The sequence below is a fragment of the Bacillus sp. SRL337 genome (assembly GCF_984799155.1).
Map to the genome: position 1 here is coordinate 1,523,504 of NZ_OZ481793.1, position 26,851 is coordinate 1,550,354.

Annotated in this window: 27 protein-coding genes; 19 read left to right on the plus strand and 8 right to left on the minus strand. The window is 41.3% G+C overall.

Translation table 11 applies throughout. From position 1 onward, the window contains the following. Positions 1 to 19 precede the first annotated feature (19 nt). Positions 20 to 331, plus strand: coding sequence for a YlaH-like family protein (locus tag AC4E8A_RS07440; RefSeq protein WP_490197722.1), 312 nt, complete (start codon positions 20 to 22; stop codon positions 329 to 331). A gap of 49 nt (positions 332 to 380) precedes the next feature. On the opposite strand, the gene AC4E8A_RS07445 is transcribed toward AC4E8A_RS07440, so the two are convergent. Both AC4E8A_RS07445 and AC4E8A_RS07450 read right to left on the minus strand, forming a co-directional pair. Further along, on the minus strand, positions 381 to 821 hold the full coding sequence (locus tag AC4E8A_RS07445) for a hypothetical protein (RefSeq protein WP_490197724.1): 441 nt from the start codon (positions 819 to 821) through the stop codon (positions 381 to 383). Beyond that, on the minus strand, positions 811 to 1,011 hold the full coding sequence (locus tag AC4E8A_RS07450; RefSeq protein WP_490197726.1) for a YlaI family protein: 201 nt from the start codon (positions 1,009 to 1,011) through the stop codon (positions 811 to 813). Before AC4E8A_RS07450 ends, AC4E8A_RS07445 begins: the two co-directional genes overlap by 11 nt. A 470-nt stretch (positions 1,012 to 1,481) precedes the next feature. Between AC4E8A_RS07450 and AC4E8A_RS07455 the strand changes: the two genes are divergently transcribed. After that, positions 1,482 to 1,937, plus strand: a complete 456-nt coding sequence (locus AC4E8A_RS07455) for a pyridoxamine 5'-phosphate oxidase family protein (protein WP_490197728.1) — start codon at positions 1,482 to 1,484, stop codon at positions 1,935 to 1,937. A 28-nt stretch (positions 1,938 to 1,965) separates the two neighbouring features. Here AC4E8A_RS07455 and AC4E8A_RS07460 read toward each other — a convergent pair whose 3' ends face one another. Next, positions 1,966 to 2,616 carry a YhcN/YlaJ family sporulation lipoprotein gene (locus AC4E8A_RS07460; protein ID WP_490197729.1) on the minus strand — a complete coding sequence of 217 codons (651 nt, stop codon included), beginning with the start codon at positions 2,614 to 2,616 and terminating at the stop codon, positions 1,966 to 1,968. A 178-nt stretch (positions 2,617 to 2,794) separates the two neighbouring features. Between AC4E8A_RS07460 and AC4E8A_RS07465 the strand changes: the two genes are divergently transcribed. Then, positions 2,795 to 4,123 (plus strand): PhoH family protein, encoded by a 1,329-nt coding sequence (locus tag AC4E8A_RS07465; RefSeq protein WP_490197730.1) that lies wholly within the window; start codon positions 2,795 to 2,797, stop codon positions 4,121 to 4,123. A 73-nt stretch (positions 4,124 to 4,196) separates the two neighbouring features. On the opposite strand, the gene AC4E8A_RS07470 is transcribed toward AC4E8A_RS07465, so the two are convergent. Further along, entirely contained in the window at positions 4,197 to 4,703 is a 507-nt protein-coding gene (locus AC4E8A_RS07470; protein WP_490197731.1) for a peptidyl-prolyl cis-trans isomerase, read from the minus strand. A 149-nt stretch (positions 4,704 to 4,852) separates the two neighbouring features. Between AC4E8A_RS07470 and glsA the strand changes: the two genes are divergently transcribed. From glsA to pyc, 4 genes are all read left to right on the plus strand, one after another. Continuing rightward, on the plus strand, positions 4,853 to 5,779 hold the full coding sequence (gene glsA, locus AC4E8A_RS07475; protein ID WP_490197732.1) for a glutaminase A: 927 nt from the start codon (positions 4,853 to 4,855) through the stop codon (positions 5,777 to 5,779). A gap of 649 nt (positions 5,780 to 6,428) precedes the next feature. Next, positions 6,429 to 6,710: an Fpa/YlaN family protein gene (locus tag AC4E8A_RS07480; RefSeq protein ID WP_119548816.1), complete on the plus strand. Its 282-nt coding sequence runs from the start codon at positions 6,429 to 6,431 to the stop codon at positions 6,708 to 6,710. Between the two features lie 142 nt (positions 6,711 to 6,852). Beyond that, complete coding sequence (locus AC4E8A_RS07485; protein ID WP_490197733.1) at positions 6,853 to 8,070, plus strand: FtsW/RodA/SpoVE family cell cycle protein; 1,218 nt, start codon at positions 6,853 to 6,855, stop codon at positions 8,068 to 8,070. A gap of 159 nt (positions 8,071 to 8,229) precedes the next feature. Continuing rightward, positions 8,230 to 11,670, plus strand: coding sequence for a pyruvate carboxylase (pyc, locus tag AC4E8A_RS07490; protein WP_490197735.1), 3,441 nt, complete (start codon positions 8,230 to 8,232; stop codon positions 11,668 to 11,670). 84 nt (positions 11,671 to 11,754) lie between these two features. On the opposite strand, the gene AC4E8A_RS07495 is transcribed toward pyc, so the two are convergent. After that, entirely contained in the window at positions 11,755 to 12,660 is a 906-nt protein-coding gene (locus AC4E8A_RS07495; protein WP_490197736.1) for a COX15/CtaA family protein, read from the minus strand. Between the two features lie 570 nt (positions 12,661 to 13,230). Here AC4E8A_RS07495 and cyoE point away from each other — a divergent pair. The 7 genes from cyoE (at position 13,231) to AC4E8A_RS07530 (ending at position 20,268) form a co-directional block, all read left to right on the plus strand. Beyond that, entirely contained in the window at positions 13,231 to 14,145 is a 915-nt protein-coding gene (gene cyoE, locus AC4E8A_RS07500; RefSeq protein WP_490197737.1) for a heme o synthase, read from the plus strand. A 99-nt stretch (positions 14,146 to 14,244) separates the two neighbouring features. Continuing rightward, a complete protein-coding gene (coxB, locus tag AC4E8A_RS07505; protein WP_490197739.1) occupies positions 14,245 to 15,324 on the plus strand; it encodes a cytochrome c oxidase subunit II in 1,080 nt (359 codons plus the stop codon). 29 nt (positions 15,325 to 15,353) lie between these two features. Further along, a complete protein-coding gene (ctaD, locus tag AC4E8A_RS07510) occupies positions 15,354 to 17,225 on the plus strand; it encodes a cytochrome c oxidase subunit I (RefSeq protein WP_490197740.1) in 1,872 nt (623 codons plus the stop codon). After that, positions 17,225 to 17,854 carry a cytochrome (ubi)quinol oxidase subunit III gene (locus AC4E8A_RS07515; protein WP_490197742.1) on the plus strand — a complete coding sequence of 210 codons (630 nt, stop codon included), beginning with the start codon at positions 17,225 to 17,227 and terminating at the stop codon, positions 17,852 to 17,854. The genes ctaD and AC4E8A_RS07515 overlap by 1 nt, the downstream gene beginning before the upstream one ends. Positions 17,855 to 17,858: 4 nt before the next feature. Beyond that, positions 17,859 to 18,191, plus strand: a complete 333-nt coding sequence (gene ctaF, locus AC4E8A_RS07520) for a cytochrome c oxidase subunit IVB (protein ID WP_490197744.1) — start codon at positions 17,859 to 17,861, stop codon at positions 18,189 to 18,191. A 655-nt stretch (positions 18,192 to 18,846) separates the two neighbouring features. Beyond that, complete coding sequence (gene ctaG / locus AC4E8A_RS07525; protein ID WP_490197745.1) at positions 18,847 to 19,767, plus strand: cytochrome c oxidase assembly factor CtaG; 921 nt, start codon at positions 18,847 to 18,849, stop codon at positions 19,765 to 19,767. Between the two features lie 39 nt (positions 19,768 to 19,806). Further along, complete coding sequence (locus AC4E8A_RS07530; RefSeq protein WP_490197747.1) at positions 19,807 to 20,268, plus strand: DUF420 domain-containing protein; 462 nt, start codon at positions 19,807 to 19,809, stop codon at positions 20,266 to 20,268. Positions 20,269 to 20,694: 426 nt separating this feature from the next. Here the strand turns inward: AC4E8A_RS07530 and ytvI are convergent, their stop codons facing one another. Together ytvI and AC4E8A_RS07540 are read right to left on the minus strand one after the other, a co-directional pair. Beyond that, positions 20,695 to 21,753 carry a sporulation integral membrane protein YtvI gene (gene ytvI / locus AC4E8A_RS07535; RefSeq protein ID WP_490197749.1) on the minus strand — a complete coding sequence of 353 codons (1,059 nt, stop codon included), beginning with the start codon at positions 21,751 to 21,753 and terminating at the stop codon, positions 20,695 to 20,697. A gap of 193 nt (positions 21,754 to 21,946) precedes the next feature. Next, positions 21,947 to 22,306 (minus strand): YugN family protein, encoded by a 360-nt coding sequence (locus AC4E8A_RS07540; RefSeq protein WP_490197750.1) that lies wholly within the window; start codon positions 22,304 to 22,306, stop codon positions 21,947 to 21,949. Positions 22,307 to 22,484: 178 nt separating this feature from the next. Here AC4E8A_RS07540 and AC4E8A_RS07545 point away from each other — a divergent pair, with 178 nt between their 5' ends. Further along, complete coding sequence (locus AC4E8A_RS07545) at positions 22,485 to 22,958, plus strand: CBS domain-containing protein (RefSeq protein WP_490197751.1); 474 nt, start codon at positions 22,485 to 22,487, stop codon at positions 22,956 to 22,958. Between the two features lie 903 nt (positions 22,959 to 23,861). After that, positions 23,862 to 24,806: a CAP domain-containing protein gene (locus AC4E8A_RS07550; protein ID WP_490197753.1), complete on the plus strand. Its 945-nt coding sequence runs from the start codon at positions 23,862 to 23,864 to the stop codon at positions 24,804 to 24,806. Positions 24,807 to 24,891: 85 nt separating this feature from the next. On the opposite strand, the gene AC4E8A_RS07555 is transcribed toward AC4E8A_RS07550, so the two are convergent. Next, entirely contained in the window at positions 24,892 to 25,377 is a 486-nt protein-coding gene (locus tag AC4E8A_RS07555; protein ID WP_490197754.1) for a PaaI family thioesterase, read from the minus strand. A gap of 300 nt (positions 25,378 to 25,677) precedes the next feature. Between AC4E8A_RS07555 and AC4E8A_RS07560 the strand changes: the two genes are divergently transcribed. The 3 genes from AC4E8A_RS07560 to AC4E8A_RS07570 all read left to right on the plus strand — a co-directional run bounded on the left by AC4E8A_RS07560 (position 25,678) and on the right by AC4E8A_RS07570 (position 26,826). Next, entirely contained in the window at positions 25,678 to 26,079 is a 402-nt protein-coding gene (locus AC4E8A_RS07560) for a YlbD family protein (protein ID WP_490197755.1), read from the plus strand. A 14-nt stretch (positions 26,080 to 26,093) separates the two neighbouring features. Further along, the gene (locus tag AC4E8A_RS07565; RefSeq protein ID WP_490197756.1) at positions 26,094 to 26,333 is read left to right on the plus strand and encodes a YlbE-like family protein; all 240 of its coding nucleotides are present in this window, start codon (positions 26,094 to 26,096) and stop codon (positions 26,331 to 26,333) included. Positions 26,334 to 26,433: 100 nt separating this feature from the next. Beyond that, a complete protein-coding gene (locus AC4E8A_RS07570) occupies positions 26,434 to 26,826 on the plus strand; it encodes a hypothetical protein (RefSeq protein WP_490197757.1) in 393 nt (130 codons plus the stop codon). Positions 26,827 to 26,851: the final 25 nt, after the last annotated feature.

Consider the following 26,851-nt stretch of genomic DNA (forward strand, 5'->3'; position numbering starts at 1 on the left):
TAAATGGGAGTGATCAAGAATGGATGTAACTGAACGTTTATCCTTTTTTGCATCCCTCTACCGAGTGGATGAAAATCCAACGCTTGGCATGTGGCTTTTATACTTTACCATTATCGCCTTATCGATTTTGGTGTATAAATTGGGATTTGCAAAAAAACTGCCTCCATTAAAATCAGCTGTGATTTATTTCTTCCTTGCGGCGGGATCGACCGTATTGACCTTTTTAGGAATCTTTTTGCCTGTAGCAGAAGGCCTGGTGGTTGCAGCATTGATTTTAATCATTTACAAAATCAGACTCCGTAACCATAAAAAAGAAGAAGTGAGTTCATAAGAAAAAGCAGAGGAAACAATCCTCTGCTTTTTTTTATTTATTTATTAGGTTAATTGGATTTGATCAGGGGGTACAACTGGACGAGTGACAGCATGAATAGAAAGTGAGCTCCGGTCCAGTAGAGGAAAGCTCCCCAATCAGTTATTGATGGAACCTCTTTGACTGCCAAAAGTGATAACGGGAAATACAGTAAAAGGGCGGGGATTGTCAGGATGGCAGCTAATATCCATCTCTGTTTTTTCCCTGCATTCCATTTGTCGGAAAGGTAATAAAAAACCAACCCCAACAGCAAAGAAACTATCAGGTGAAAAGAAAACTCGATGAGTTCGGGCCATGTGACCTTTCCCAGAATTGGGATGAAATCAATATTAAGCAGGAGTGTATATACTTTGTGATTTGTATAAACTTCAACTGACTTAAGAAGCACACCCAGAAAGATTCCAGAAATTATGCCCAATATGGTTCCTTTTGTCAGAATTTCAGAAGTCATTTTTTAATCGTGCTGAGCGATAGAGCCGGAAGTTGCCGGTGTCCTCCCGTACTTTTGTTCTCTTGGTGATCCTGTCCTGGCATTTATCACACATGTACGTATGAATCGGCCTGTTTCTCAAACGCTTGGCTGTTAAAGATTCATCATCAATGGACTCAATCACATCACACAGAGTGCATTTCACTCTCATTTTTAGACACCTCCATGTCCTGATGCGTATGTATTTTGTTCTTAGTATATCATGGAGTAAATTGGATTTCTTCTTTTTGATTATGGATTAATATACTTTCTGATTAAACTCAGTCTGGAAGTTCATAAAATATGCAGATTTCAGGCAGGGCCAAAAGGATTGGTTAGGATGACGTGAATTGATATCCTTTCCTATTGTCACCGTGGGAATTGCCTATATTGTAATGGTTCATTTTAATAAGGAATGCACAAGCTTCTGGAAGTCATCAAGTGGAGGGCTTCATCTGCTGTGGAACGGACTAACGTATGGTAACGAATGGAATATGATTTATTCTTGCTGGACCAATTAAGGTCAAAGATAGCGGCTCCTTCCAAAGTAGGTGAAATCTATTTCTCAATATGTCCACAGGAATTTTTTTCTATTCTGCTTTAAGCTGTTGTATAATATGAATAATTAAAGGAGGGATTTCATTGGCGAATCGAATTGAGTCCAGATTGATTCCGATTTTATTTGAAGAACTTCAGAAGGAAAGGTTCATTACAGTGTCTACTGTTGATTACCAGACAGGCGGTCCTAACGTAAGCGCCATTTCGTGGGTTTATGCAGAAAGCGAAGATAAGCTGCTGATTGCCATTGACAGTCGTTCCAAAATAGTCAAGAACATTAAAGCCACCCCTCTTATTGTATTGAACATCATCGCTAACGAATCTTCCTATTCAATCTGCGGAAGAGCAGAACTGAAAACAGAAAAACTGAAGGATGTTCCTATCCATTTATCCCTGATTTTATGTGCCATCAACGAAGTAAGGGATGTCATGTTTTATGGATCGAAAATTTCTGCTGAACCGCAGTATGAAAAAACATATGATAAAGAAGCTGCCGACCGTCTTGACCGGCAAGTAATAGAAGCCATGAAAAAAGCTTAATTGCAAATTTTCATGGCTTCTTCCTGTATTATTGATTTTTGTTCTGATTCTGATTCTGATTATTGTCAGTACTTCGGTTCTTATAATCATTTGACTGTTCCTGCTGCTCTTTCTGCAATTCATTTCCTTGTTTCTGTCCTGCTTTGTTCCTGGATTGTTCCGTAGCCTCATCAGGATTCATTTGCTGTGTGCTGTTAGGGGTTTCGGGCATAAGCCGTCCTGCTATATCGGATAATTCGTTCAGGATGCCTTGGACAGGCCTTCCATTTTGAATGTCATTACCGACTTCTTTAAGGCGGGCATAAAGGTCAGGGTCGGCAATGATCATTGCTTGTGCACCATGTGGATCATCTTTGAGTGCTTCTGCTACTGAATATTTGATGGTTCCAACTTCAGACCTTTCGACCTCAGCGTCAATATCAATACCGACAAACGCGTATTTCCCTAGAACAACAGCTGTCGCATCGTGAACGTTCGGAACCGCAGTTGCAATTCTGACTAAGTTTCTTGAAACTTCCTGGCTAGACTCATTCTGCTTCTGTCGAATACTACTGTTTTCTACATTGATGGGTCGGGCGCTATTTCCGTTATTCTGATCATCATAAGCCGTTTGATTATTCTGCTGATTACAGCCTGATAACAGGATGCCGACCAAGAATAAAAAAAGCAATTTTTTCATTAGGCAACCTCCGATATTTTATATGTGTATTTGTTATTGTGTAATCTTCTTCTATATTTATTCCTTGGTTCATATATTTTAGCAACGGGCCGTCCTATTAAGTGGACTCTTTAGTAATAACCGGATGAAGAGGGTCTACATACAATAGTATAAGAATAGAGGAGCAGGAGGCATCGATTTGAAAAAAATTTACGTACTGGATACCAATGTCTTATTGCAGGACCCGCAAGCGATTTTTTCCTTTCAAGATAATGAAGTTGTCATCCCGGCAGTCGTTCTGGAAGAAGTTGACGGCAAGAAACGTTACATGGATGAAATTGGGCGAAATGCGAGGCATGTATCAAAGATAATTGATAGCTTAAGGCAGCAAGGAAAGCTCCACGAAAGTATTCCGTTATACAATGGCGGATCTCTAAGAATTGAATTGAATCATAGATCTTTCCATGAACTTCAGGAAATTTTTGTAGAAAAGACAAATGATAATCGCATATTGGCTGTTGCTAAAAATTTATCACTTGAAGAGCAGACTAAAGAAGATGGACGGCAAGTCATTCTAGTCAGCAAGGATACACTTGTCCGCGTTAAAGCAGATGCACTGGGTCTGGAGGCTGAGGACTTTCTTAGCGACAGAGTTGTAGATGAAAGTGACATTTACAGCGGATTCATTGAAATTTACATTCCAAAGGAGCTCCTTGACAAATTTTATGAAAAGGGTGAAATACCGCTGGCTGATATTACTCAGCATCCATTCTATTCACATCAGTTCCTTTTGATGAAAGATGCGATGGGCAGCTCTGCATCCGCAGTGGGGGTTATTGATACAACAGGGAAATATGTTAAAAAGTTCATTTATGACCAAGACCATATTTGGGGTATCAAACCAAGGAATGTCCAACAGACCATGGCGATGGAATTGCTGCTAAGGGAGGATATTCCGCTGGTTACGATGATCGGTAAAGCAGGAACAGGAAAAACCTTGCTGACTCTAGCTGCAGGCCTCCTGCAAACAGAAGATCTTCAAGCTTACAAAAAACTCTTGGTTGCACGGCCGATAGTCCCGGTGGGGAAAGACATCGGATTTCTTCCAGGAGAAAAACAGGAGAAGCTGAGGCCTTGGATGCAGCCGATATTTGATAACCTGGAATATCTTTTTAATACGAAAAAACCCGGGGAGCTGGATGATATTCTTGCCGGTATGGGGTCTATCGAAGTAGAAGCGTTGACTTATATAAGGGGGAGAAGCATACCCGAGCAATTCATCATTATTGATGAAGCGCAAAACCTTACAAAGCATGAGGTTAAAACCATTCTCACCAGGGTTGGCGAAAAGAGTAAGATTGTCCTCATGGGGGATCCGGGACAAATTGATCACCCGTACCTTGACGAATATAATAATGGATTGACATATGTAGTTGAGAAATTCAAGGAGCATCCTGTTGCTGGACATATCAAGTTGATGAAAGGGGAAAGGTCAGGTTTGGCCCAGCTTGCGGCTGATATCTTGTGAGTTAAAAAAACACATTAACACCATATGAAAAAAACGATTCAGCTGTTCCATGCTGAATCGTTTTTTTTATGATTTATTTAATGATGAAGCCCCTGACCTTTTTAATCGGATCGTCTGCATTTGACCCGTCTTTAAAGTAAATATGGACAGGACCATCTTCCTTGAGCGGCTTTCCATCCTTTGAGAAGCCCAGAAGGATTTCATCACCTTTTGATAATGGCAGAGAAATTTCGCCATTTTGGTCATCTGTCGTAATAACGATAGTATTTGTGCCATTTTCAGGTTCGGCATTATTCAGGAATGGTGCCAAAGGAATGCCGAATGTGCCATTTAAAATCTTCTCTTTCTGGTATTTCTTTTCGGTTTTCAAGGTAGGAGGGGTCGTTGCTCCTTCCTGAATCTCCCTCGTCCAGTTTCTGGACATGTTCTTTGTGTATTCATCCAGTTCATTAACAGCTTTGTCTTCGTCTTGGAAATATGTATTCAGATCGACTTTGCGGTCATCAAAAATCCAGACACCAGGATCTAATGTGATTTTATATTTTACCTTTCCTGTCAAAGGTACAATTGTTGGATCCATCTTGATTTTCCCTCCATTTATGTAATACCCCTAGTATATCAAATTATATACCGCTTTCACATCTTTGCGCATTCTACTATAGGAGTAATGGATTGTAAAGTGGGGAAATGATATAGGGTAATCTTTAGCAGGGGTTAGGAGGTCCTTGAATGTATATAGATAATCATTTACTTGCAGATATGGTGAATCAAGCACGTCCTATCTCTTCTGAAGGAAGGCTTGTTAATTATATTCCTGCTCTGAAAAAGGAAAACAAGGATAAACTTGCTGTATCTGTTTGCTTTTTGAACGGAGAATTTTTTTATGCAGGTGACTATCTGGAGAAATTCACTTTGCAAAGCATATCAAAAGTTATCACATTGGCATTGGTGTTGATGGACAATGGGGAAGAAGAAGTGTTCTCGAAGGTGGGGATGGAACCCACAGGCGACCCATTCAACTCTATCGTCAAGCTGGAGACCAACAGGGTTTCAAAGCCGTTAAACCCCATGATCAATGCTGGGGCATTGGCTGTGACTGACATGATCAAAGGCGCATCCAATGAAGAGAAGTGGGAGCGGTTATTGGCATTTGTGAATGTACTGACAGGGGAAGAGGAAGTGACTTATAATACTGAAGTGGCTGATTCAGAATTTAAAACTGCATTTTTGAATCGCTCTCTTGGATATTTCATGAAACAGCATGGGGTTATTAAAGGAGATGTGGAACACTTAATTTATCTCTATACGAAGCAATGTGCTTTGGAAATGAACTGCCAGGACCTTGCAAAAATTGGTGCTGTTTTTGCCAATGACGGTATGGATCCAGTAACAGGCAAGCAACTGATCACGCGTGATGTAGCACGCATATGTAAAACATTCATGATAACCTGCGGGATGTATAACTCCTCTGGCGAATTCGCCATAAAGGTTGGAATCCCTGCGAAAAGCGGGGTTTCAGGCGGTATCATGGGGGCCGTTCCCAGGAAGTGCGGTATTGGTATATTCGGCCCCTCTCTGGATGAGACAGGAAACAGCATTGCGGGTCTGAAACTATTGGAGTTAATGGGGAATGAGTACAAATGGAGCATTTTTTAAACCAACGTTTACAAGAGTAGAAAGAAACAGGAACTTAAGTCCGAGAAGAAGGTTGTCTTCATAAGGTTGCTGTTTTTGGAATAATCCAAGGGCCGGATTTTTCCTTTGGGTACCAGAGTGTTCTTATCTGAGTGGAAGAACTGCTCTTTACTTTCTTGATTTTCAGGATATAACTGGTGATGGGTGATATCTTTACAATTAAATGTAAAGACTGCGGAAAGAGTCTAAAAGAAAGACTGTGTACAAGAAGGTGAAGACTCACGTTGCCTGAGGGGAACCATCTGCCACTGCGTATCCCAGCACCGTCTTCTTCTTTGCGAATCCAGCTCCAAAGCCCGCTGCTAGCGTACTTCCCGACTCCTTCTTCCGATAAGTCAACATCAACTCACTCTGTCCGTTGTGGTTCCTTTATCTCATGCGGAGCCGGTCCGGTCCGTACGCAGCTGTCCGGGCTTTTCCGCTTTTTAGTGATAAGTCATCTTCGAATCATTTTACTCTTCGTGATTCCTTTATCTCATGCGAGAGCCCTCCAATCCGTACGTCGCTGAACGGCCGCTTACGCTTTTGTTTTCCCCTTGCATTTTTTTCGGTTTAGCGATAAAATTTTAAGATAAGAGAGTCGCTATTTGTACGGAATGGGGGGATCATAATGGCGTCTGAGATGAAAATAGACCATCGTGAAAAAGCCTATCAGCTGCTGAAGGCTGACGCGGAGAAAATATTAAAGCTTATTAAAGTACAGATGGATAATTTAACGATGCCCCAATGTCCTTTATATGAGGAAGTGTTGGATACTCAAATGTTCGGATTATCCCGTGAAATAGAGTTTGCTGTCCGTCTCGGACTTGTGGACGAAACAGATGGAAAGACCCTTATGGATTCTTTAGAGAGAGAGCTTTCTGCTTTGCATGAAGCTTCGACTAAAAAATAAATATTCATGAAAACTCAAACAAGAAGCAAGTGGTTGTTTGAGTTTTTTACTAGGGCATTCACTTGTGATTCTATTTATTGTCTGATAGAAGGATTTTCAACATTTAAATAGAATATTTATAAAAAAGGGATAGGAAGAGATTATGCTTATTAAAAAAATATTAAAATCGTATGATTACTCATTGATAGCTGTTTATTTGTTCCTGGTTATTTTCGGTTTGATTATGATATACAGCGCGAGCATGGTTACCGCAGTGGAATTCTACGAAACCAGCAGTGATCATTTTTATAAAAAACAGCTATTTAATATAATAATCGGATTCGGGGCTTTTTTATTTGCAGCAGCCTTCCCATATAAAGCTTTTATTAAATTTAAGCTTCCGTTAAAGATATTGTTGTTTGGTACGATTGGACTTTTGTTGTCTGTACATTTCATAGGAGTCGAAGTCAACAGGGCGCAAAGCTGGGTAAACATCGGGTTCATGCAATTGCAGCCATCGGAATTCGCGAAATTATCGGTGATCATTTATCTGGCTGCCGTTTATGCCAAAAAGCAGAACTACATAGATCAATTGAATGTGGGAGTCATGCCGCCATTGCTGCTTTTTGGTTTCATCTGTTTCCTTGTTTTCCTTGAGCCTGACTATGGAACTGCAGGAATCATCTTTGTGATTGGCTGCTTTGTCATCCTCTGCTCAGGCATAAGCTTTAAAATGTTTTTCAAGCTCGGGGCTGTAGGAGCTGCGCTTCTGCTGGTCCTTTCCCCATTTATATATCTTGGAAGAAGGTTTATATTCACTGAAGAGAGAGTGGGGCGGATCCATGCTTACCTTGACCCTTTCCAGTATGCCCAGGGTGAAGGGTATCAGCTTGTTAATTCATATTTGGCAATTGGTGCCGGCGGAGTAAAAGGTCTTGGACTCGGCCAGGGAATCCAGAAGCTGGGTTACCTCCCCGAGGCTCACACGGACTTTATAATGGCCATCATCGTTGAAGAACTTGGACTGCTGGGAGTGGCTTTTGTCATTCTTGGACTGGCCTATATTGTATTGAGGGGTATCTACACAGGAGTAAAGAGCCGTGATCCATTTGGTACTATGCTCGCTGTCGGCATTTCAAGTATGATCGGCCTTCAGGCGTTTATTAATCTGGGAGGAGTATCAGGGGTGATCCCGATTACAGGAGTACCACTGCCTTTTGTCAGTTATGGAGGCTCGTCTCTGCTTGTCCTTTCCCTGTCGATGGGCATCCTTGTTAATGTCTCGATGTTTGTGAAGTATGACGAGAAGTATAAAACGAAAAAAGAAAAAAGTGCTGTAAATAGCAGTGAAGTAAAAAATGTATATAGCATAAATCAGTAAAATGAACACGGGCTGGTATTTAGGAGTCATTCTTAGAAATCAGCCCTTCTATTTAAGCAGATTAGTTTGAAAAATTAAAACTTTCCGACTTGATTTTTCAGCTGCTGCTATAAATAAATACATAACAGACATGATAACTGCTTAAAGGAGAGAGAGAAATTGAAAAAATTCAATAAAGTATTAGTAGCCAACCGGGGAGAAATTGCGATTCGTGTCTTCCGCGCTTGCACAGAGCTGAACTTGAGAACGGTCGCTGTTTATTCAAAGGAAGATTCAGGGTCCTATCATCGTTATAAAGCGGATGAAGCTTATCTTGTAGGAGAAGGCAAGAAACCAATTGATGCCTATCTTGATATTGAGGGAATCATAGAAATAGCGAAAAAGTCTGGTGTGGATGCCATCCATCCCGGCTATGGATTCTTATCTGAAAATATTCATTTTGCAATACGGTGTGAGGAAGAAGGCATCACTTTTATCGGTCCTCATTCAAAGCATCTGGATATGTTTGGAGACAAAGTTAAAGCCAGGCATCAGGCTCAATTGGCTGATATTCCGGTTATTCCAGGAAGCGATGGTCCAGTTTCAGGCTTGGATGATGTTGTTCAATTCGGAAAAACACATGGCTATCCGATCATCATCAAAGCCTCGCTGGGAGGCGGCGGAAGAGGAATGAGGATTGTCCACGGACCTGACCAGGTAAAGGAATCTTATGAGAGGGCGAAATCCGAGGCTAAGGCTGCTTTTGGAAATGATGAAGTTTATGTAGAAAAATTTGTGCAAAATCCCAAGCACATTGAAGTCCAGATTCTGGGAGATGAAAAAGGAAATATCGTCCATCTTTATGAAAGGGACTGTTCTGTACAGAGAAGGCATCAGAAGGTTGTTGAAGTCGCGCCCTGTGTATCACTTGATGAACAGCTGAGGAAGGATATCTGCAAAGCTGCAGTCCAGTTGATGAAAAATGTGGACTACGTCAACGCAGGGACCGTCGAATTCCTTGTTGCAGATAACAAATTTTATTTTATAGAAGTCAATCCAAGGGTTCAGGTTGAACATACGATTACAGAGATGATCACCGGTATAGATATTGTTCAATCCCAGATCATGATTGCAGAAGGAAATGAATTGCATGGAACCAAAATCGGTATTCCTGCACAAGATGAGATAAAAGTTCACGGGTTTGCGATTCAGTCAAGGGTGACGACTGAGGATCCCTTGAATAACTTTATGCCTGATACAGGAAAGCTAATGGCCTATCGTTCCGGTGGGGGCTTTGGTGTCAGACTGGATGCGGGGAATGGCTATCAAGGAGCTGTCATCACACCATTTTATGATTCTTTGCTTGTAAAAGTTTCTACATGGGCATTGTCCTTTAGCCAGGCTGCATCTAAAATGGTTCGAAACTTGCAGGAATTCAGAATAAGGGGAATCAAAACGAATATTCCTTTCCTTGAGAATGTCATCAAACATGAGCAGTTCTTGACGGGACAGTATGATACCTCCTTTATCGATACCACACCGCAGCTATTCATCTTTCCGAAACGAAAAGACCGCGGGACCAAAATGCTGTCGTATATAGGCAATGTAACGGTCAATGGTTTTCCCGGAATCGAGAAAAAAAAGAAACCTGTATTTGACAAACCTAGAATACCAAAGTTGAAAGACCTTCCTGAATTAAAGGATGGCACAAAACAAATTCTTGATAAACATGGTCCTGAAGGTTTGGTAGACTGGGTGAAGAATCAGGGTCATGTCCTTCTCACTGATACCACATTCAGAGATGCCCATCAATCCTTGCTTGCCACAAGAGTGAGGACGACTGACTTAAAGGCGATTGCCGATCCGACTGCACGGCTGCTTCCGGATCTTTTCTCCTTGGAAATGTGGGGTGGAGCAACTTTTGATGTTGCGTATCGCTTTTTGAAAGAAGATCCGTGGGACAGGCTGATTTCCTTGCGTGAGAAGATACCTAACATACTGTTCCAGATGCTCCTCAGGGCTTCGAATGCGGTAGGTTATAAAAATTATTCTGATAATGTAATCCGCGAGTTTGTAGAAAAATCATCATTCTCTGGAATTGATGTTTTCCGTATCTTTGACAGCCTTAACTGGGTTCAGGGAATGGAGACAGCGATTGACGCAGTAAGGCAGAATGGAAAGGTTGCAGAAGCAGCCATTTGCTACACTGGTGATATCCTTGACCCTTCAAGACAGAAATACAATGTCAAGTACTATAAAGATATTGCTAAAGAACTTGAGTCACAAGGGGCTCATATTCTTGCAATCAAGGATATGGCAGGCTTGTTAAAACCGGAGGCGGCTTACCGCTTGATCTCTGAATTGAAAGAAACAGTAAATCTTCCAATTCATCTGCATAGTCATGATACAAGCGGAAATGGGATTTTTATGTATGCAAAAGCGATTGAAGCGGGAGTGGATATTGTGGATACGGCATTAGGGGCCATGTCCGGCCTTACTTCGCAGCCAAGTGCCAATTCACTTTATTATGCAGTCAAAGGCATGGATAGAGAGCCGCAAGTTGATGTCAACTCATTGGAAAACCTCTCACATTATTGGGAAGATGTCAGGAAATATTATCAGGACTTTGAAAGCGGCATGATGTCTGCCCATACAGAGGTGTATCAGCATGAAATGCCTGGAGGCCAATACAGCAACCTTCAACAGCAGGCAAAAGCGGTTGGACTGGGTAACCGCTGGGAAGAAGTGAAGGACATGTATTCAAGGGTCAACCACTTATTTGGAGATATGGTCAAGGTTACCCCTTCCTCCAAAGTGGTTGGGGATATGGCGTTATTTATGGTTCAAAACGACTTATCTGAAAATGACGTCCTGGAGCGGGGTGAAAAGATTGACTTCCCTGATTCCGTAATTGAGTTGTTTGAGGGATATCTGGGCCAGCCATTTGGCGGATTCCCCGAGAATCTGCAAAAAGTCATATTAAAAGGAAGAGAGCCGATTACAGTGAGGCCGGGTGAACTTCTTGATGATGTTGATTTTGATAAGCTGAAAGAGAAATTGTTTAAAGACCTTGACCGTCAGGTAACAAGCTTTGATGCTATCGCATATGCTCTATATCCTAAGGTTTTCAAGGAATATAACCAGATGGTGGATATTTTTGGCGACATTTCAGTGCTTGATACTCCTACTTTCTTGTATGGGATGAGGCTTGGTGAAGAAGTTGAGGTGGAAATTGAGACAGGCAAGACCTTGATTGTAAAGTTGATTTCAATAGGGGAACCTCAGGTTGATGGTACAAGAATCGTTTATTTCGAGTTGAACGGACAGGCTCGCGAAGTTGTAATTAAGGATGAGAGCATCAAGGCAGCAGTCACCTTGAAGTCGAAAGCCGATTCTAAAAACGAGAGCCATATAGGTGCCACAATGCCTGGAACGGTACTGAAAGTAATTGCGGAGAAAGGCGAAAAGGTCAACCAGGGCGATCATTTGCTGATCAATGAAGCAATGAAAATGGAAACAACTGTACAGGCTCCATTCACCGGAACGATAAAAGATATACATGTTAAGAGTGGAGACGCCATTGCGCCTGGTGATCTGCTGATTGAAATGGACCGCAAATGAATATGAAAAAGGATGGGGATTGATTCCCCATCCTTTTTCATATTTCCATAATTGATAACATTTTTATATCAAATGACACTTTCTCTATCTCCGCAGTTTACTTCTAGAGGCAATCAGGTTGAAATAGCAAAGCAAACCGAACAAACATGAGATAATTAATGCATGAGCAAGGGCAACAAATAGATTGAGCCTGGTGAACACAGTAAGAGCCCCTGTCGTTGCCTGTAGCGTTACAAGGATAAAAGCAATGATCCATCCCCAGTAAATAACTCTTTGGTCCTTATAATTTTTGACTGCCAGATAGGCTGCATAGGCAATCCAGAAAAAGATAAGGGCAGCTGCAAATCTGTGTCCCATTTGTATCCATTCATACATGTTTGCGGGCCAGGCAGGACTATCATTAAGACATAGTGGCCAATCCCTGCAGATTAAGCTGGAATCCGTATGCCTGACCAAAGCACCCGTATAGACAACAATGTAACTGTAAAGAGTGATGCCGAGGATGTGAAAGCGCATCTTGCGGTCAATGACCACCTTGTCCGCGTCAAATTTCTTATCAACTTCAAAGATAAGCAGTGTCAAAAGAAGTATGGCAGCAAATGAAATTAATGAGATTCCGAAATGGAGGGCAAGCACAAAATCGGATTGAGCCCAAATGACAGCTGCTGCCCCGATCAGCGCCTGCGCTGCCAAAAAGAAAAAAGATAATACTGCCAGCAGCTTGGTTTCTCTTTTATATCCTATGACTTTCCAAGACCAGACAGCCAGAATGAGGACGAGGATCCCTACACTTCCGGAAACCAGCCTGTGGGATAATTCGATTACAAGTTCAAAGGTAATATCGCTTGGAACAAATTCTCCATTGCACAGGGGCCATGACCGGCCGCAGCCCATCCCTGACTCTGTCTTTGTGACCAGCGCGCCGCCAAGCAGCACGAAAAGCATTCCCAGGGTGGTAATCACGCTTAACCATTTTAATCCTTTATGCAATTCATACACCTACTTTAAAATAAACTCTCAAACTTCTAACTACTATAAGAAACAATTATTTATACAAATATCTGCAATGGGTATAATAGCGTATAAAAGTATTCTGCAAAAACGTATGCCTTTAAGATGATACCTAATAACCCCTTAAAAAACAACAGATAAAATGTTACAGAATAACGAGAATGGCCCCTGATGCCTCCATTAGTACTAGATTGCCAGAAAGTGGCCAACCCTGTAATGTAATAAAAAAGACGAATGTCTGTAAGCGTTTCATCAAATTTTATGATATGATGATTTAGTGGAAATATCTATACTTTTTAGAGGAAGCTTGATGACACAATATCGCCATATTTCATTTTGTTCTACTGACCAAAAAGAAAAAAATCTGTGGTTTAATATAATATTGACAGCAGAAATTTAGGTGATTTCCAGACTGTACAGACAATTTTCTTCAGGTTTTAATAGGAAATCTATTAAATTCCGGCGTGGTTATAGAAATGGATATGGAATTCCTTTATAGTATAGAGGTGAGGAAAGCCTCTGTTATCTCAGAGAGAGGAGGGGGAAAAGATGTCTAACAGCAGAGTAATTGCAGATATGAAAGATACTGATATTCCAGTTACTACAGCATGGAAAGACTTTTTGGCCCTTATTAAAATTGGAATTGTCAATTCCAATTTAATTACAACTTTTACAGGTATGTGGTTAGCGTTTTACTTTACTAATACACATTTTCTCGGTTCACTTGATACGATGTTCCTCACTTTGGCGGGTTCAGCCCTTGTGATGGGCGGTTCTTGCAGCATCAATAACTATATTGACCGGGACATCGACCATTTGATGGAGAGGACTAAAGGACGGCCTACGGTAACCGGTAAGATTACCGGCAGCAAAGCATTGCTGATTGGATTGCTGATGGTTACAATAGGAACTGTTCTTTTATTTATGACTACTGTTACGGCTGGAGTAATTGGGATTATCGGTATCTTCAGTTATGTAGTCCTATATACAATGTGGTCTAAAAGACAGCATGTCAGCAACACAGTCGTAGGAAGCATCTCAGGGGCTGTACCTCCATTGATTGGATGGGCGGCAGTCGATGGCAATCTGGATATTATTGCTTGGATGCTGTTTGCGATTGTCTTCATCTGGCAGCCTCCGCACTTTTATGCGCTGGCAATGAAGCGGGTTGAAGAGTACAGAGCGGCAAACATTCCGATGCTGCCTGTTGTAAAGGGTTTTGCTTCTACAAAGAATCACAGTGTTGCATGGGTTGCTGCCCTTCTTCCGATTCCATTTTTCTTGATGGATCTTGGTCCGGTGTTTTTCACACTGGCTACTGTATTCAACTTGGGATGGTTAGCTTTAGCTCTTTCAGGTTATAAAATGAAAGACGACCTTAAATGGGCAAGGCTGATGTTCGTCTATTCTTTGAACTATTTGACAATCCTTTTTGTAGCGATGGTCATCGTAACCGTCATTTGATTAATTCGGGAATTCTTTCTATAGGAAATCCATATAAAATAAGTTTCAGTCCTTGTTTTACAAAAAGTACATTACACGAAAGAGGGGTTTGATTAAGCTATGAAAGCAAGGCTACCTAAATGGCGTCTTTTATCGGTTTTCACGCTGATGGCGCTCGTTCTCTCCGGCTGTGGAGAACCATTTGTTTCTGCACTTCAGCCAGCCGGTGAAGTGGCACAGATGCAATATGATCTTATGATCCTGGCTACCACTATCATGGTTCTCGTTATAATAGTAGTTGCAATTGTTTACTTTGTTGCTATTGTACGCTTCCGTCGTAAAAAAGGCGACGAGAATAAGATTCCTAAGCAAGTGGAAGGAAGCCATACACTTGAGGTCCTCTGGACAACTATTCCGATCATCCTCTTGTTGATCCTGGCTGTTCCTACTGTTTCAGCTACGTTTAAATTGGCAGATACAGATGCAATGGAAAAGAAGGACGCGGATGGAAATCGCGAAGCTCTAGTAGTGAATGTCCGTGCCAACCTATATTGGTGGGAGTTTGAATACCCCGACCAAGGAATCATCACCTCACAGGATCTTGTAGTGCCGACTGACAAAAAAGTATATTTCAATGTTACTGCTTCTGATGTTAAGCACTCATTCTGGATTCCGGCAGTAGGTGGTAAAATGGACACGAACGTTGATAATGTTAATACGTTCTTCCTTGAGTTCGACAGCAAAGCCGCTGAAGATGTAGGCAACCTTTTCTATGGAAAGTGTGCAGAGCTATGCGGACCATCTCATGCTCTGATGGACTTTAAAGTAAAAGCCATCTCTCAAGATGATTTCAACGGCTGGGTAACAGCGATGCAAGAGGCAGAAGAGCCTGCTCCTACAACTGAACTGGCTCAACAAGGACAAGAGATTTTTAACCAGAAATGCATGAGCTGTCACGCAGTTTCCGGTCAGGATCAAAGACCTGCCCAGGCACGACTTGCGCCGAACCTTGCAAACTTTGGTGAGCGCTCACGTGTAGCCGGTATCCTTGAACATAATGAAGAAGAATTGAAAAGCTGGCTGACAGATCCGGAACAATACAAACCTGGAAACAAAATGACAGGAACGTATGGAAAACTGGATGACCAGCAATTAGATGCCCTGGCGGAATACTTAATGGGCCTAAAAGTACAAGATTAATTTGGGGAAAGTAAAAGGGAGGTTTAATCGTGAGTAGCTATGCACAAAAGAAAGGCTTTGGCGCGACTCTTTGGGACTACTTGACAACAGTGGACCACAAGAAGATTGCGATCCTCTACCTGATATCCGGTGGATTTTTCTTCCTTCTTGGTGGACTAGAAGCCTTGATTATACGTATTCAGCTTGCCGTTCCAAACAACGATTTCATAAGTGCAGGCTTATACAACGAAGTGTTGACAATGCACGGTACGACGATGATATTCTTGGCAGCCATGCCGCTCATCTTCGCATTCTTGAATGCTGTCGTTCCATTGCAGATTGGTGCACGTGACGTTGCATTTCCATTTTTGAATTCACTTGGTTTTTGGTTGTTCTTCTTTGGAGGAGTATTCTTAAACCTATCTTGGTTCTTAGGCGGAGCACCTGATGCAGGATGGACTTCCTATGCATCATTATCAACTCATTCCGAAGGACACGGAATCGATTTCTACGTATTGGGGCTTCAGATTTCCGGAGCCGGTACACTGATTGGTGGTATCAACTTCCTGGTAACCATCGTCACGATGCGTGCTCCGGGTATGACATACATGCGTATGCCGTTGTTCACTTGGACGGCATTCGTCACATCGGCCCTAATCTTATTCGCATTCCCGGCATTGACTGTCGGATTATTCTTAATGATGTTTGACCGTATGTTCGGAGCTAATTTCTTCGATGTTGCGGCAGGAGGAAATACAATTATTTGGGAACATTTCTTCTGGATATTTGGACACCCTGAAGTATATATCCTGATTCTTCCGGCATTCGGTATATTCTCTGAAATTATCCCGACATTCGCCAGAAAGCGATTGTTCGGTTATTCTTCAATGGTATTCGCAACAGTACTTATTGGTTTCTTAGGATTCATGGTATGGGCCCACCATATGTTCACTGTTGGCCTTGGCCCTATTGCAAATGCTATCTTCGCAGTTGCAACAATGGCGATTGCCGTACCAACGGGAATCAAAATTTTCAACTGGTTATTCACCATCTGGGGTGGAAGCATCGCTTTCACAACTCCAATGCTTTATGCGGTTTCATTTATCCCGACATTTACGCTTGGTGGTGTAACGGGGATCATGCTGGCATCAGCTGCGGCTGACTATCAGTTCCATGATACCTATTTCGTTGTGGCCCACTTCCACTACGTTATTGTTGGTGGGGTTGTCTTAGCGCTATTAGCAGGTACGCATTTCTACTGGCCGAAAATGTTTGGTACTATGTTGAATGAATTCCTAGGAAAGCTCACTTTCTGGTTGTTCTTCATTGGATTCCATTTGACATTCTTTATTCAGCATTTCCTTGGGCTTATGGGTATGCCTCGCCGTATCTGGAAGTTCTTGCCTGGCCAAGGATTTGAAACGGCTAACCTTGTAAGTTCAATTGGAGCAGCTTTCATGGGAGTTGCTACAATTATATTAGTGATTAACATCATTATGACTCAAGTTAAAGGTGTGAAAGTCGGCAATGATCCTTGGGGAGACGGCCGTACTTTGGAATGGGCTATTCCTTCTCCTCCTCCATTTTATAACTTCAAGCAGACTCCACTTGTCCGTGGGTTGGACGCTTGGTGGTTAGAGAAAATGGAAGGAAAGAAAGAATATACTCCGGCAGAGCCGATTGGCGACATTCATATGCCCAACAATTCCATTCTGCCATTCGTCATTTCACTAGGATTGTTTGTGGCTGCCTTCGGTGCCATGTATCATGTGGATGACAAAGCATGGGCGATTCCGGTGCTTATTATTGGAATGCTGATTACATTGGGGTCTATGTTCCTTCGCTCAGTTATTGATGACCATGGATATCATGTCCATAAAGAAGACCTTCTTGAGGATTCCGACAAAGGAGGTAAGGCATAATGCATACAGAAGAAAAATTCACACCAAAAACGTGGCCGGCAGCCCCTGAAAAGGCAACCCTGGAAGCCAAGAATAAGTTCCTTGGATTCTGGTTCTTCCTTGGTGGGGAAACAGTACTTTTCGGTTCTTTGTTTGCAACCTATCTTGCTTTGAAAGATAGTGTACCAAGCCCGGATCATGCTTTGGCGAAAGACCTTTTTGATCTGCCGCTTGCATTCGTGGCAACAATGCTTCTTTTAACCAGTTCGTTAACAAGTGTATATGCTATGTACCATATGAAAAACTACAGCTTTAAAAACATGCAGGCATGGCTGTTGATTACAGTGTTACTAGGCTTTGGTTTCCTTGGACTTGAGATTTATGAGTTTAATCATTATGTCCATGAATATGGCCATACCTTTACAAGCAGTGCTTTTGGTTCAGCCTTCTATGCACTGGTTGGATTCCACGGGGCTCACGTTGCCTTCGGTCTTCTATGGATCATTTCATTGATGGTTCGTAATGCCAAGCGCGGTTTGAACCTTTACAATGCACCAAAGTTTTATGTAGCAAGTTTATATTGGCACTTCATCGATGTCGTGTGGGTATTTATCTTCACGGTAGTATATCTAATGGGAATGGTGGGATAAACTGATGGCGAATGTACAATCAAATTCAGGAAACCCAAGTGTAGATTACGAATATCGTCGTAAGAAAAATGCAGAAGACATGAGAATGCAGGTTGTTTCATTTGCACTTATGATCTTCTTAACCCTGGTGGCTTTCGTATCAGTGGCAGGAGGGTTCTCAAAGTGGTTCATTGTACCATTTATCCTTCTTCTTGCTGTCGTACAATTGATTTTCCAATTGTACTACTTCATGCATATGAGCCATAAAGGTCATGAAGCACCAGCGTTGTTCCTGTATTCAGGTGCACTGGTTGCCTTCATCACTGTCTTGACATTCATGACGATCGTTTGGATTTAATTAACTCGAAAACCCCTAAAATGACTCTTAGCCATTTTAGGGGTTTTCTTTTTTCTTGAATGCTGATTCATTTTTTGTTCTTCATAAACGTTAGTCGGATGAAATTGCTAAAAGCTTGTGTCCGTTTTTAAATTTTATAAGTTGAAACGCTAGCATATTGATTCTTAAATCCTATGGTTTTAACCAATTTATTTAGTAGATTGAAGCCGAAGTTGCACAACAGACAGCGTGTTTAGCAATAACCAGCTTCAGCTGCCGGCAACTAGCGGATTTCAGTCTTCCTCCTTTGCTATTAGTCACTTCGACTTCTATCGTTCGTCGCGTTGTCATATGTGGAGCCGGCTAGTCCGTACATCGATGAGGGAGGCATTTCCACATTTCACTTCGACTCGCTAACCGCCAGGTCGTCTGGATTCTATTATCCATGCGAGAGCCCTTCCAATCTCTATGTCTCTGAACCGACGCTGCGATTTTTAAAATTCACCGCCCGTCCCCCATAGTCGGGCACTTGGAGTGAAAATCAATATACCGAACTCTATTTCAGGAAACTTTTAAGTGGGGAAATGTCATCAACTTGTCATGAGCGGACGTTGAACTGTCGAATCCTGCGACGTATAATAAGGATGAGCATCCTTCAGGAAACGAGGTAATCAATATGCATTTAGGTATATTTGGATTTTTTGCGTTATGGAGTCCATTATTTATAATAACGATAGTATTTTTGACAGCTGTATATTTTTTAATCACTGTAAAATGGAGAAGCAGTTTTAAAGAAAGTGAACCTCTTACCGTTAAACAGGCCACTTTTTTTCTGATTGCTATGATCCTGCTTTACGTGATAAAGGGTTCACCTGTTGAAGTGATGAGTACGATGCTGTTTTCAGTCCATATGACTCAGATGGCGACCCTTTATTTGGTCTTTACACCCATTTTTCTGATAGGAATACCAAGCTGGGTTTGGAGGAGTGTAGTAAGACTGCCTGTGATTAAATCAATATTCAGATTTGCTACAAAACCTCTCATTGCCTTAGTTTCTTTCAACATTGTTTTTTCTGTGTACCACATTCCTGCTGTTTTTGATAATGTCAGAACGGATGTTACACTGCATGGACTATTTACATTTATTATTTTCATCTTGGCTGTCTTTATGTGGTGGCCGCTGCTGAACCCTGCCAACAGTGAAAATGATCTTCACGGTTTAAAGAAGATAGGGTATATCCTTGGGAGTGCTGTTCTTTTGACACCTGCCTGCGGCTTGATCATTTTTGCAGAAAATCCTCTATATGCCACCTATTATGATCCTAAAGAATGGTTAAAGGCCTTGGCATTGTGTGTTCCTTCAAACACTCTATCTGGATTGAGCTTAAGTGGTCCTGAGCTGTTTACCTCTATGTCGTTAGAACATGATCAGCAGCTCGGCGGGGTCATTATGAAGATCATTCAGGAAATTGTATTTGGTGTTGTCCTTGCAAGCTTGTTTTTCCAATGGTATAACAAAGACCAAGCAGAAGCCGCAAAATCTATACAAGACTTTGAGGCAAATGCAAGCTTCACTCGCCCAAACCCAGTTGAATAAGAAGCAATCCTTACCATAGAGAAAAGAGAGGAAGAAAACATGTCCTTACCTATTTTACCCACAATCAGCACGACGTTCATTGTTCTAAGTGCCATTACTGTTGCAATAGGCTGGTGGCAGATCAAACAAAGAAAGATCGAAGCACACAAGAAAACAATGTTTACAGCTGCAGTATTTGCTTTGATCTTTTTCATCATCTATATGAGCCGTACTATATTTGTAGGAAACACATCCTTCGGCGGTCCTGATGATATTAAAATTTTCTACACTTTATTTTTAGTTTTCCATATCACTCTTGCAACAACCGGGGCAGTGTTTGGGCTTGTCACCATATGGTCTGGTTATAAAGAAAATTATAAGCGTCACCGGAAGCTTGGTCCGATTACAAGTATAATCTGGTTCTTTACTGCTACAACTGGTGTCGCTGTTTATCTGCTTTTGTATGTTTTATATAAAGGCGGGGAGACTACTTCGGTTATAAAGGCGATCCTTGGCCTGTAATAGTAAAAGCGAAAGAGCCGGTGAATTCACTGGCTCTTTTTTCAGCTTATATATGAAGAGGACTAGATAGGAACGTGCAGATTCAGGGAAGAGAGGAATAGCTTACCAAGACTCAACAAGGATCACGATGTCCGGGTCTTCCCATGTCTGCTTTCCAATACAGTAGATTTTCCCCTGGGACTAGGGCCATGCTTTCTTAATGGAAGAGAGCTTTTTATTTACTAAAGGTGTCAACCGCCATCGAACATCGGAGAAAGGCAGCGGTAATGGACATGAAGTCATTGGGTTTTTTGTCATTTTTACTGCGAGAGAGTTCATTAGAGGAGATGCTGGAAGTCTTGTTGCATTGGAAAGTCTGAAGGTAAATCCTGGCTGCTTTAAAAGTAAAGGAAAGGCAGGTTTCCTGTTTGGAGACCTGCCTGTTGCTTATAATTTAAAGTTTAATTTGATGATTCCGGCTTCTTTAGCTGAATTGAAGACAATCAGAATTAACGGACCTAATATAAAGCCAAGCACTCCGAGCAATTTTACCCCAAGATACATGGCGATAAGAGTAGAGAGCGGAGATAGGCCGATATGGCTTCCCATTACCTTTGGCTCAACTGTCCTGCGGATGATGAGGAGGACAGCGGCTAAAATGGATAATTCCGTACCGAGAGTAAGATTGCCTGATAACAGATGATACATTGCCCATGGACCAAGAACAACGATCGATCCAATCAATGGAATGAAATCAATCAGCCATATAATGATCGACATGACGACCGCTACTTCCGGGGCAATAAACAAGAGACCAATTAAGGACACCATAAATATGATGATGCTTACCAGGAATTGTGCTTTAAAGAAACCGAAAATAACATAAGAGAGCCTTGAAGTCATAAAATTGACTTTCTCAGCAGTCCTTTCTGTTAGATGATTGAATATTGTCTGTTTGATTCTAGGAAGATCCAGCATGAACATGAATAATGCGATCAGGAAAACAAGGAAGCTGACCAAGTAATTAGGGATATAAGCAAGAAATGCACTGATTTTTTCAATATTTAAGTACTCTTTTAAACTGTTTTTGAAACTGTTTAAAAAGTCTTGTACCTCTTGGCTGACTTCAGTAACAATTTCAATCGGAAGATCTTTGGCGGCATTTGTAAGCTGCTTTTCATACATAAGCCAAATATCGCTTAACTGATTGATATAAGCAGGCATATCTTCAACTAATTTGACACCTTCTCCCACAACCTTGGTGATGGCAAAATAGGATAGAACACCAATGGAAAGCATGAAGATTAGAAATACGATCAATACAGCAAGTTTTCTTTTGATCTTGAATTTCCTTTCCAGCATTTTCACGACAGGATCCAATAACAAAGCCGTGACAATGGCAGTTATCAGGGGGATGGAAACCGGAAGAATATAATAAAACAATAAAATTGTGATGATGATAGCGATGGCAATCATTATCATCTTTTTGGAGAGAAATTTCGGCAATTTGACGCCCCTTTCTTCATATGTACCTACACTACTATTATATTACAATAAAGCCCATACTGAACAGGGCAGAGCATTTCAATTCAACTTTTTTATGACATACAGACGTGTCAGAGGAAGAAATCTGATTAACGGAGTAGATCACAAAAAAGCCGGCAGAAAGATTAGTCCTTTTCCGCCGGCTGTACCTTCATTATTCTGCAAAACCAGTAACTTCTGCTTTAATTTCAGCCAGAAGCTTTTCGCATGTTGTAACAAGATGCGCTGGGAAATGTTCCCCTTCGCCATACTCAATACCATGTGGGTAATAGTGTTTCCCTAACAATGGTGTCATCAGTTGTATGACAGCGTCATGCCTGCCGATATCACCGTTTACTGAGTGACCTTGGATCCTTAGATAGTATGTACCTTCTTTAATTTCAAATTTCTTGTCGTAGGTAACGCGTTCATAATCCCATTGACCTTCTCTTAACATTCCATGAGATTTCATGACTTCATCAAGCCTGTTTAAATCCGCTTTCATTTTTTCGACGCCAGAAGCTTCAAATCGCATAATTTATCCCTCCTATATCATCAACGCATTCTTATCCTTTCAAAAAGAACCAGACAAAATGCAAAAAAATCCTCATCCTTTATAATAGTGTAATTTATCTATGGTTGCAACGAATACATGTGACGAATTTAGTAATTCCTTTTATCAGGAGAATACTTCTTTTTCAAATGAGAATGATATGAAAAGGAACATTCATGAAATGGAGAGTGAAACAGACGTGATCGTGAAAGAAATAATGAGCAAAAATGTAGAAACGTGTACATTGCTGGATAATGTATATGAAGTTGCTGTCAAGATGAAGGAAAATGAGGTCGGGGCAATTCCTATTGTCGATGGAGAGGAACTAGTGGGGGTGATTACAGATAGAGATCTAGTTATAAGGGGGATCGCTGAAAAACATCCTGGTTCATCCAAGGTCGAAGTGGTTATGAGTGATAAGCTCGTAACAATCGGATCAGAAGCAACAGCAGAAGAAGCAGCGAATCTAATGAGCCATCACCAAATCAGGCGTCTGCCTGTAGTGGACGGAAATAAACTGGTTGGAATAGTATCACTTGGTGACCTCGCATTAAGAGACAACCTCGATAGTCAAACCAACATGGCTATTGAAAAAATATCGGAACACCAAATAGAGGCAAACAAACCTATTTGAAGAAAATCCTGACTATAAGACTGCCTGCAAGAAGGGAAGGAAAATATAGGGACCATACGTCTTATCAAAGACCTTCTTGATGGCATGATATTGTTTTGCTTCACCTTAGGCAGTCTTTTTAATTGGCAGGGTCTTTGAAGGGACCCTGTGTCTATGCCTATTTAACCCGTTCCATATAAAAGGCTGATTGGAGCAGAAGATAAACATTTTCTGTTTGGGAAGCGGGACAGGCATCGCGTTCCAGTGGCCAACCATGCCGAATCAAGTCGCTTAAATGGCGAATGCAGGCCAAAGCCCCAGCTGCTGGCGGTCATTCTGACTCCTCCTTGCAAGACTCCAGCTCCAAGCTAGACGATTTTAATCTCTCTCCTTATGATAAGCCATCATTGAACCGTCCGCTCTCTGTGGTTCCTGCATCCCTTGCCAAAGCCCTCAAATCATGAACGACCTTCTCCCCTTTAAATTCACTGTCCACCCCTCAGAGTCGTGACCATGAAGAGAAAATCGTTAATAATTTAAATAAGGGCAATATTCGAGCTATCAGCCTTATATAATGAGGATACCTGGAATAAAAATAGAAGCAGGGAAAAAATATTACTATATTGATGTGATAATATACGAAATTTCTAAAAGCTCTTACTGTAAATGGAGTTAGGAGTAATGCTATACTAATAATAGTTATACATATATATGGCCTAAGCCAGTACGGTTTTAAATAATAGAATGCCTCCTGAAATAATGAAATATTTTATATCACCATCTTAAAAGAAAGGAGGATCATTCCTGAAAACATTATTCCGGATCTTAACGATTTTAGCAATCATATTATTTGTAGGTATTTATTCTAACGGGAAACAAGATGATACACCAATCCTTAAAGGACCTGGATCAAAGGAGCCTCAAGTGGATGAAGACGATTTATTGAATGAAAAGGACGAGAATACAAATTCAGGAGTCCCTGCACAAGGAATCGCTTCATTTATTAATAAGAGTGCCGAAGAACTGGTTGCCCAGCTTGGCGAACCCGACCGCATTGACCCTTCTGCTTATAGATATGAGTGGTGGATTTACCACCTTTCTGAAAAAAAATACCTTCAAGTCGGCATCGAAAGAAGCAAAGTGGTTACTATTTATGCCGCCGGTAAAGAATCAGATATTGAACCTTTCAAGATTGGACAGTCCATCAAGGAAATTTATGAGGATACCTCTGTGGAGTCTGAAATTGTCGTGAATGTCGATGGAGGTACATACCGATTTGAGCTTTCTGAGGAAGATCTGTACACGAGGATGCTTACGATGATAGGGGATGTTTATGCTCAACTTTATCTTGATGAATATACAGGACAACTGGTAAGCATTCGTTTATTTAACAAAGAAACGCTTGTGGAGCAGAGACCATATGAAATGGTGTACAGAGGCGAGCTGATGGAAGAAAACGAGATCCCTGAAGAGAAGTGGAAAGAAATATCGGAGGGCAGCGAGCAGCAAATTTTCGATATTACTAATATCATTCGTTCCACTTATGATGCAAAACCGGTGGAATGGGATGAACAAACTGCTTTGGTGGCCGAGGAACATAGTAAAGATATGTTTGAACAGGACTATTTCTCCCATGAATCACCAACTTCCGGCACACTGGCAGACCGCCTGGAGAGTGCAGAAATTGCATTTGGTATGGCAGGAGAAAATATTGCGGCGCAGTATGCAGATGGGCCGGCTGCAGTCCACGGCTGGCTGAATTCAGAAGGACACAGAAAGACCTTGTTAGAGCAGGATTTTACTCATCTGGGAGTGGGGGTATTCAGAAAGTATTATACCCAGAATTTCATCCAGCAGTTTGAGCAATAATACCATAAATGACCGGTTGTTTACAGCCGGTCCATTTTTGTGTGAAAAAGCCTGTCAACTTATTGTCAGGCTTAGTTTCACACCACTATCTCTTCTTTACGATGAAAAACGATCCGGTGCAATGAGCCACTGTTCTGCCATCCTCAGAGAGTACATTTCCATCAATGACCAGCGTCTTGGAGCCCTTGTGGACCAGATTTGCCTTGGCTGTTAGATTTCCATGTCTTCCAGGTGATACATAGTGAATGGTCAGATTGGTTGTTACTGCTCCATATCCATCAGGAAGCAAAACGTTTGCCAGCGTACCCATAGCTGTATCGACCAGTGTGGCGGTGATACCGCCATGCACAATTTCCAGTGAATTATAAGTGAGCGGCGTGATGGGGATGGTCACATCACAGGTGTTATCACTAATTGTTCTTTCCATAGCCAGGGCTGCACCTATATAGGACCCGTTATGATTGTTCTGCTTTCTTCTGACTCCTTGAAGCATTTGTTGAATGACTACAAGGTCAGCTTCACTTCCATTTTCTATACATTCATTTAAAAGTCTTGCCAATTCTTCTTTCATTTTGATACATCCTTCTTTTTATAGTTCTTGATCAGCTATTTACTATATTTATATAGAAGATCAATTCTGATCTGTTCTTATTTTTCACATAAAGACAGATTAGAAACTCTAAAATGATAAGTTAAAACGCAAATTCACAGTTGAAAGAGCCCTTTAACAGACTTCTTAATCATATCATGAAATAATTTTCCAGGGGAATGATTTGTCATGATCTTACTTCTTTTTTCAGCTTAAATTCACATTTTAAATTTAACATCATAAATTGTAATAGGTATATGCCCCGACTAGGAGGTGAAGGATATGGCCAAAAAGCTGCATCCTAAAGTAAAAGAATTTAAACAGTTCGTGCAAAAACATCCCAAATTATCTTATGAGGTAAAAAAGGGGACGGCAAGTTGGCAGGATTTGTTTGAGGAATGGTACTTATTAGGAGAAGAGGATTCCAGGTGGGATGAATATCGAGACGGTAAATCCCAGCAGGAAAAGAAAGAATCCAAGGGTTTCATGGATCAAATTGGAGGAATGCTCAAGAATATGGATCCCAATCAAATGCAGCAGCATATTAACAGCTTAAGTCAGGCAATCGGTGCGGTGCAAGGTGTGCTCTCGCAATTTCAATCCACTGGTTCGACCCCCTCAATAACGGAACAAAATGAAGCGCCGGAAAGGCCAAGACATCCGTTTTCAATTAGAAAAGATTAGGGGACGTGAAATCAATGAGGAAGGAAGTTATCGAATATATTCATTCTAAACAGGATCTTAAGGATTTCATTAGGGTCCAGCCAGTCTGGTATAGGATTTTAAGTAAAAATCCCCATTATCTGGATAGGTTTGAAGCAGCCTCGATTAATCATTTTGAAAAAACCGTACATCATCAGGTCCAAAGATTCTCGAATGGTGTCCAGATGGCTTCAATGATGATGCAGATGTTTCAAGCCATGAATAATTCTAATTAGTCAGCATGCGATGAAATTCATGCAGCCCAGCCTGAAATTACGGCTTTTTTTGGTTAAAACCCCCTTTGTCTGTAAACGCTAAAGGCAAGGAGTGGTTTAGATGAAAAAGTATATACTATTGTTTCTAATAATAGGATTGGCTGGATGTCAAGAGGATATGCCTGAACCTGAATCATTTGGAACGGAACCAGAAGCTAAAGCAGCTTCGGTCAGTACCGAGGGTAAAACAAAAATAACAGTCAGGCACATTGTCCAGGGGAGTCAAGTATATGTTGAGTGCATTGCTCCCGGAGTTACGTTTACGGCTGGCAAAACTGGCAGAAAAGGAAAAATAATTGTGAGTGTTGACGGCAAAAGATTTGACGAATACCATACAGCGGCATTTGTCATGAAAGGCCTAGACAAAGGGATCCACCATGTCAAAGTGGATATTGTGTCTAAAGATAATACCACCCTGGGATTGCAGAAGCAGTTTTATATTACAATTCCATAAGAAACAACCATTCGCTTACTTTCAT

Excerpts from the sequence above, each read along its gene's own strand:
- AC4E8A_RS07440 (WP_490197722.1), top strand. The coding sequence starts at position 20 with ATGGATGTAACTGAACGTTTATCCTTTTTTGCATCCCTCTACCGAGTG.
- AC4E8A_RS07445 (WP_490197724.1), bottom strand. The coding sequence starts at position 821 with ATGACTTCTGAAATTCTGACAAAAGGAACCATATTGGGCATAATTTCT.
- AC4E8A_RS07450 (WP_490197726.1), bottom strand. The coding sequence starts at position 1,011 with ATGAGAGTGAAATGCACTCTGTGTGATGTGATTGAGTCCATTGATGAT.
- AC4E8A_RS07460 (WP_490197729.1), bottom strand. The coding sequence starts at position 2,616 with ATGAAAAAATTGCTTTTTTTATTCTTGGTCGGCATCCTGTTATCAGGC.
- AC4E8A_RS07470 (WP_490197731.1), bottom strand. The coding sequence starts at position 4,703 with ATGGATCCAACAATTGTACCTTTGACAGGAAAGGTAAAATATAAAATC.
- glsA (WP_490197732.1), top strand. The coding sequence starts at position 4,853 with ATGTATATAGATAATCATTTACTTGCAGATATGGTGAATCAAGCACGT.
- AC4E8A_RS07480 (WP_119548816.1), top strand. The coding sequence starts at position 6,429 with ATGGCGTCTGAGATGAAAATAGACCATCGTGAAAAAGCCTATCAGCTG.
- AC4E8A_RS07485 (WP_490197733.1), top strand. The coding sequence starts at position 6,853 with ATGCTTATTAAAAAAATATTAAAATCGTATGATTACTCATTGATAGCT.
- cyoE (WP_490197737.1), top strand. The coding sequence starts at position 13,231 with ATGTCTAACAGCAGAGTAATTGCAGATATGAAAGATACTGATATTCCA.
- coxB (WP_490197739.1), top strand. The coding sequence starts at position 14,245 with ATGAAAGCAAGGCTACCTAAATGGCGTCTTTTATCGGTTTTCACGCTG.
- AC4E8A_RS07515 (WP_490197742.1), top strand. The coding sequence starts at position 17,225 with ATGCATACAGAAGAAAAATTCACACCAAAAACGTGGCCGGCAGCCCCT.
- ctaF (WP_490197744.1), top strand. The coding sequence starts at position 17,859 with ATGGCGAATGTACAATCAAATTCAGGAAACCCAAGTGTAGATTACGAA.
- ctaG (WP_490197745.1), top strand. The coding sequence starts at position 18,847 with ATGCATTTAGGTATATTTGGATTTTTTGCGTTATGGAGTCCATTATTT.
- AC4E8A_RS07530 (WP_490197747.1), top strand. The coding sequence starts at position 19,807 with ATGTCCTTACCTATTTTACCCACAATCAGCACGACGTTCATTGTTCTA.
- AC4E8A_RS07540 (WP_490197750.1), bottom strand. The coding sequence starts at position 22,306 with ATGCGATTTGAAGCTTCTGGCGTCGAAAAAATGAAAGCGGATTTAAAC.
- AC4E8A_RS07545 (WP_490197751.1), top strand. The coding sequence starts at position 22,485 with ATGAAAAGGAACATTCATGAAATGGAGAGTGAAACAGACGTGATCGTG.
- AC4E8A_RS07555 (WP_490197754.1), bottom strand. The coding sequence starts at position 25,377 with ATGAAAGAAGAATTGGCAAGACTTTTAAATGAATGTATAGAAAATGGA.
- AC4E8A_RS07560 (WP_490197755.1), top strand. The coding sequence starts at position 25,678 with ATGGCCAAAAAGCTGCATCCTAAAGTAAAAGAATTTAAACAGTTCGTG.
- AC4E8A_RS07565 (WP_490197756.1), top strand. The coding sequence starts at position 26,094 with ATGAGGAAGGAAGTTATCGAATATATTCATTCTAAACAGGATCTTAAG.
- AC4E8A_RS07570 (WP_490197757.1), top strand. The coding sequence starts at position 26,434 with ATGAAAAAGTATATACTATTGTTTCTAATAATAGGATTGGCTGGATGT.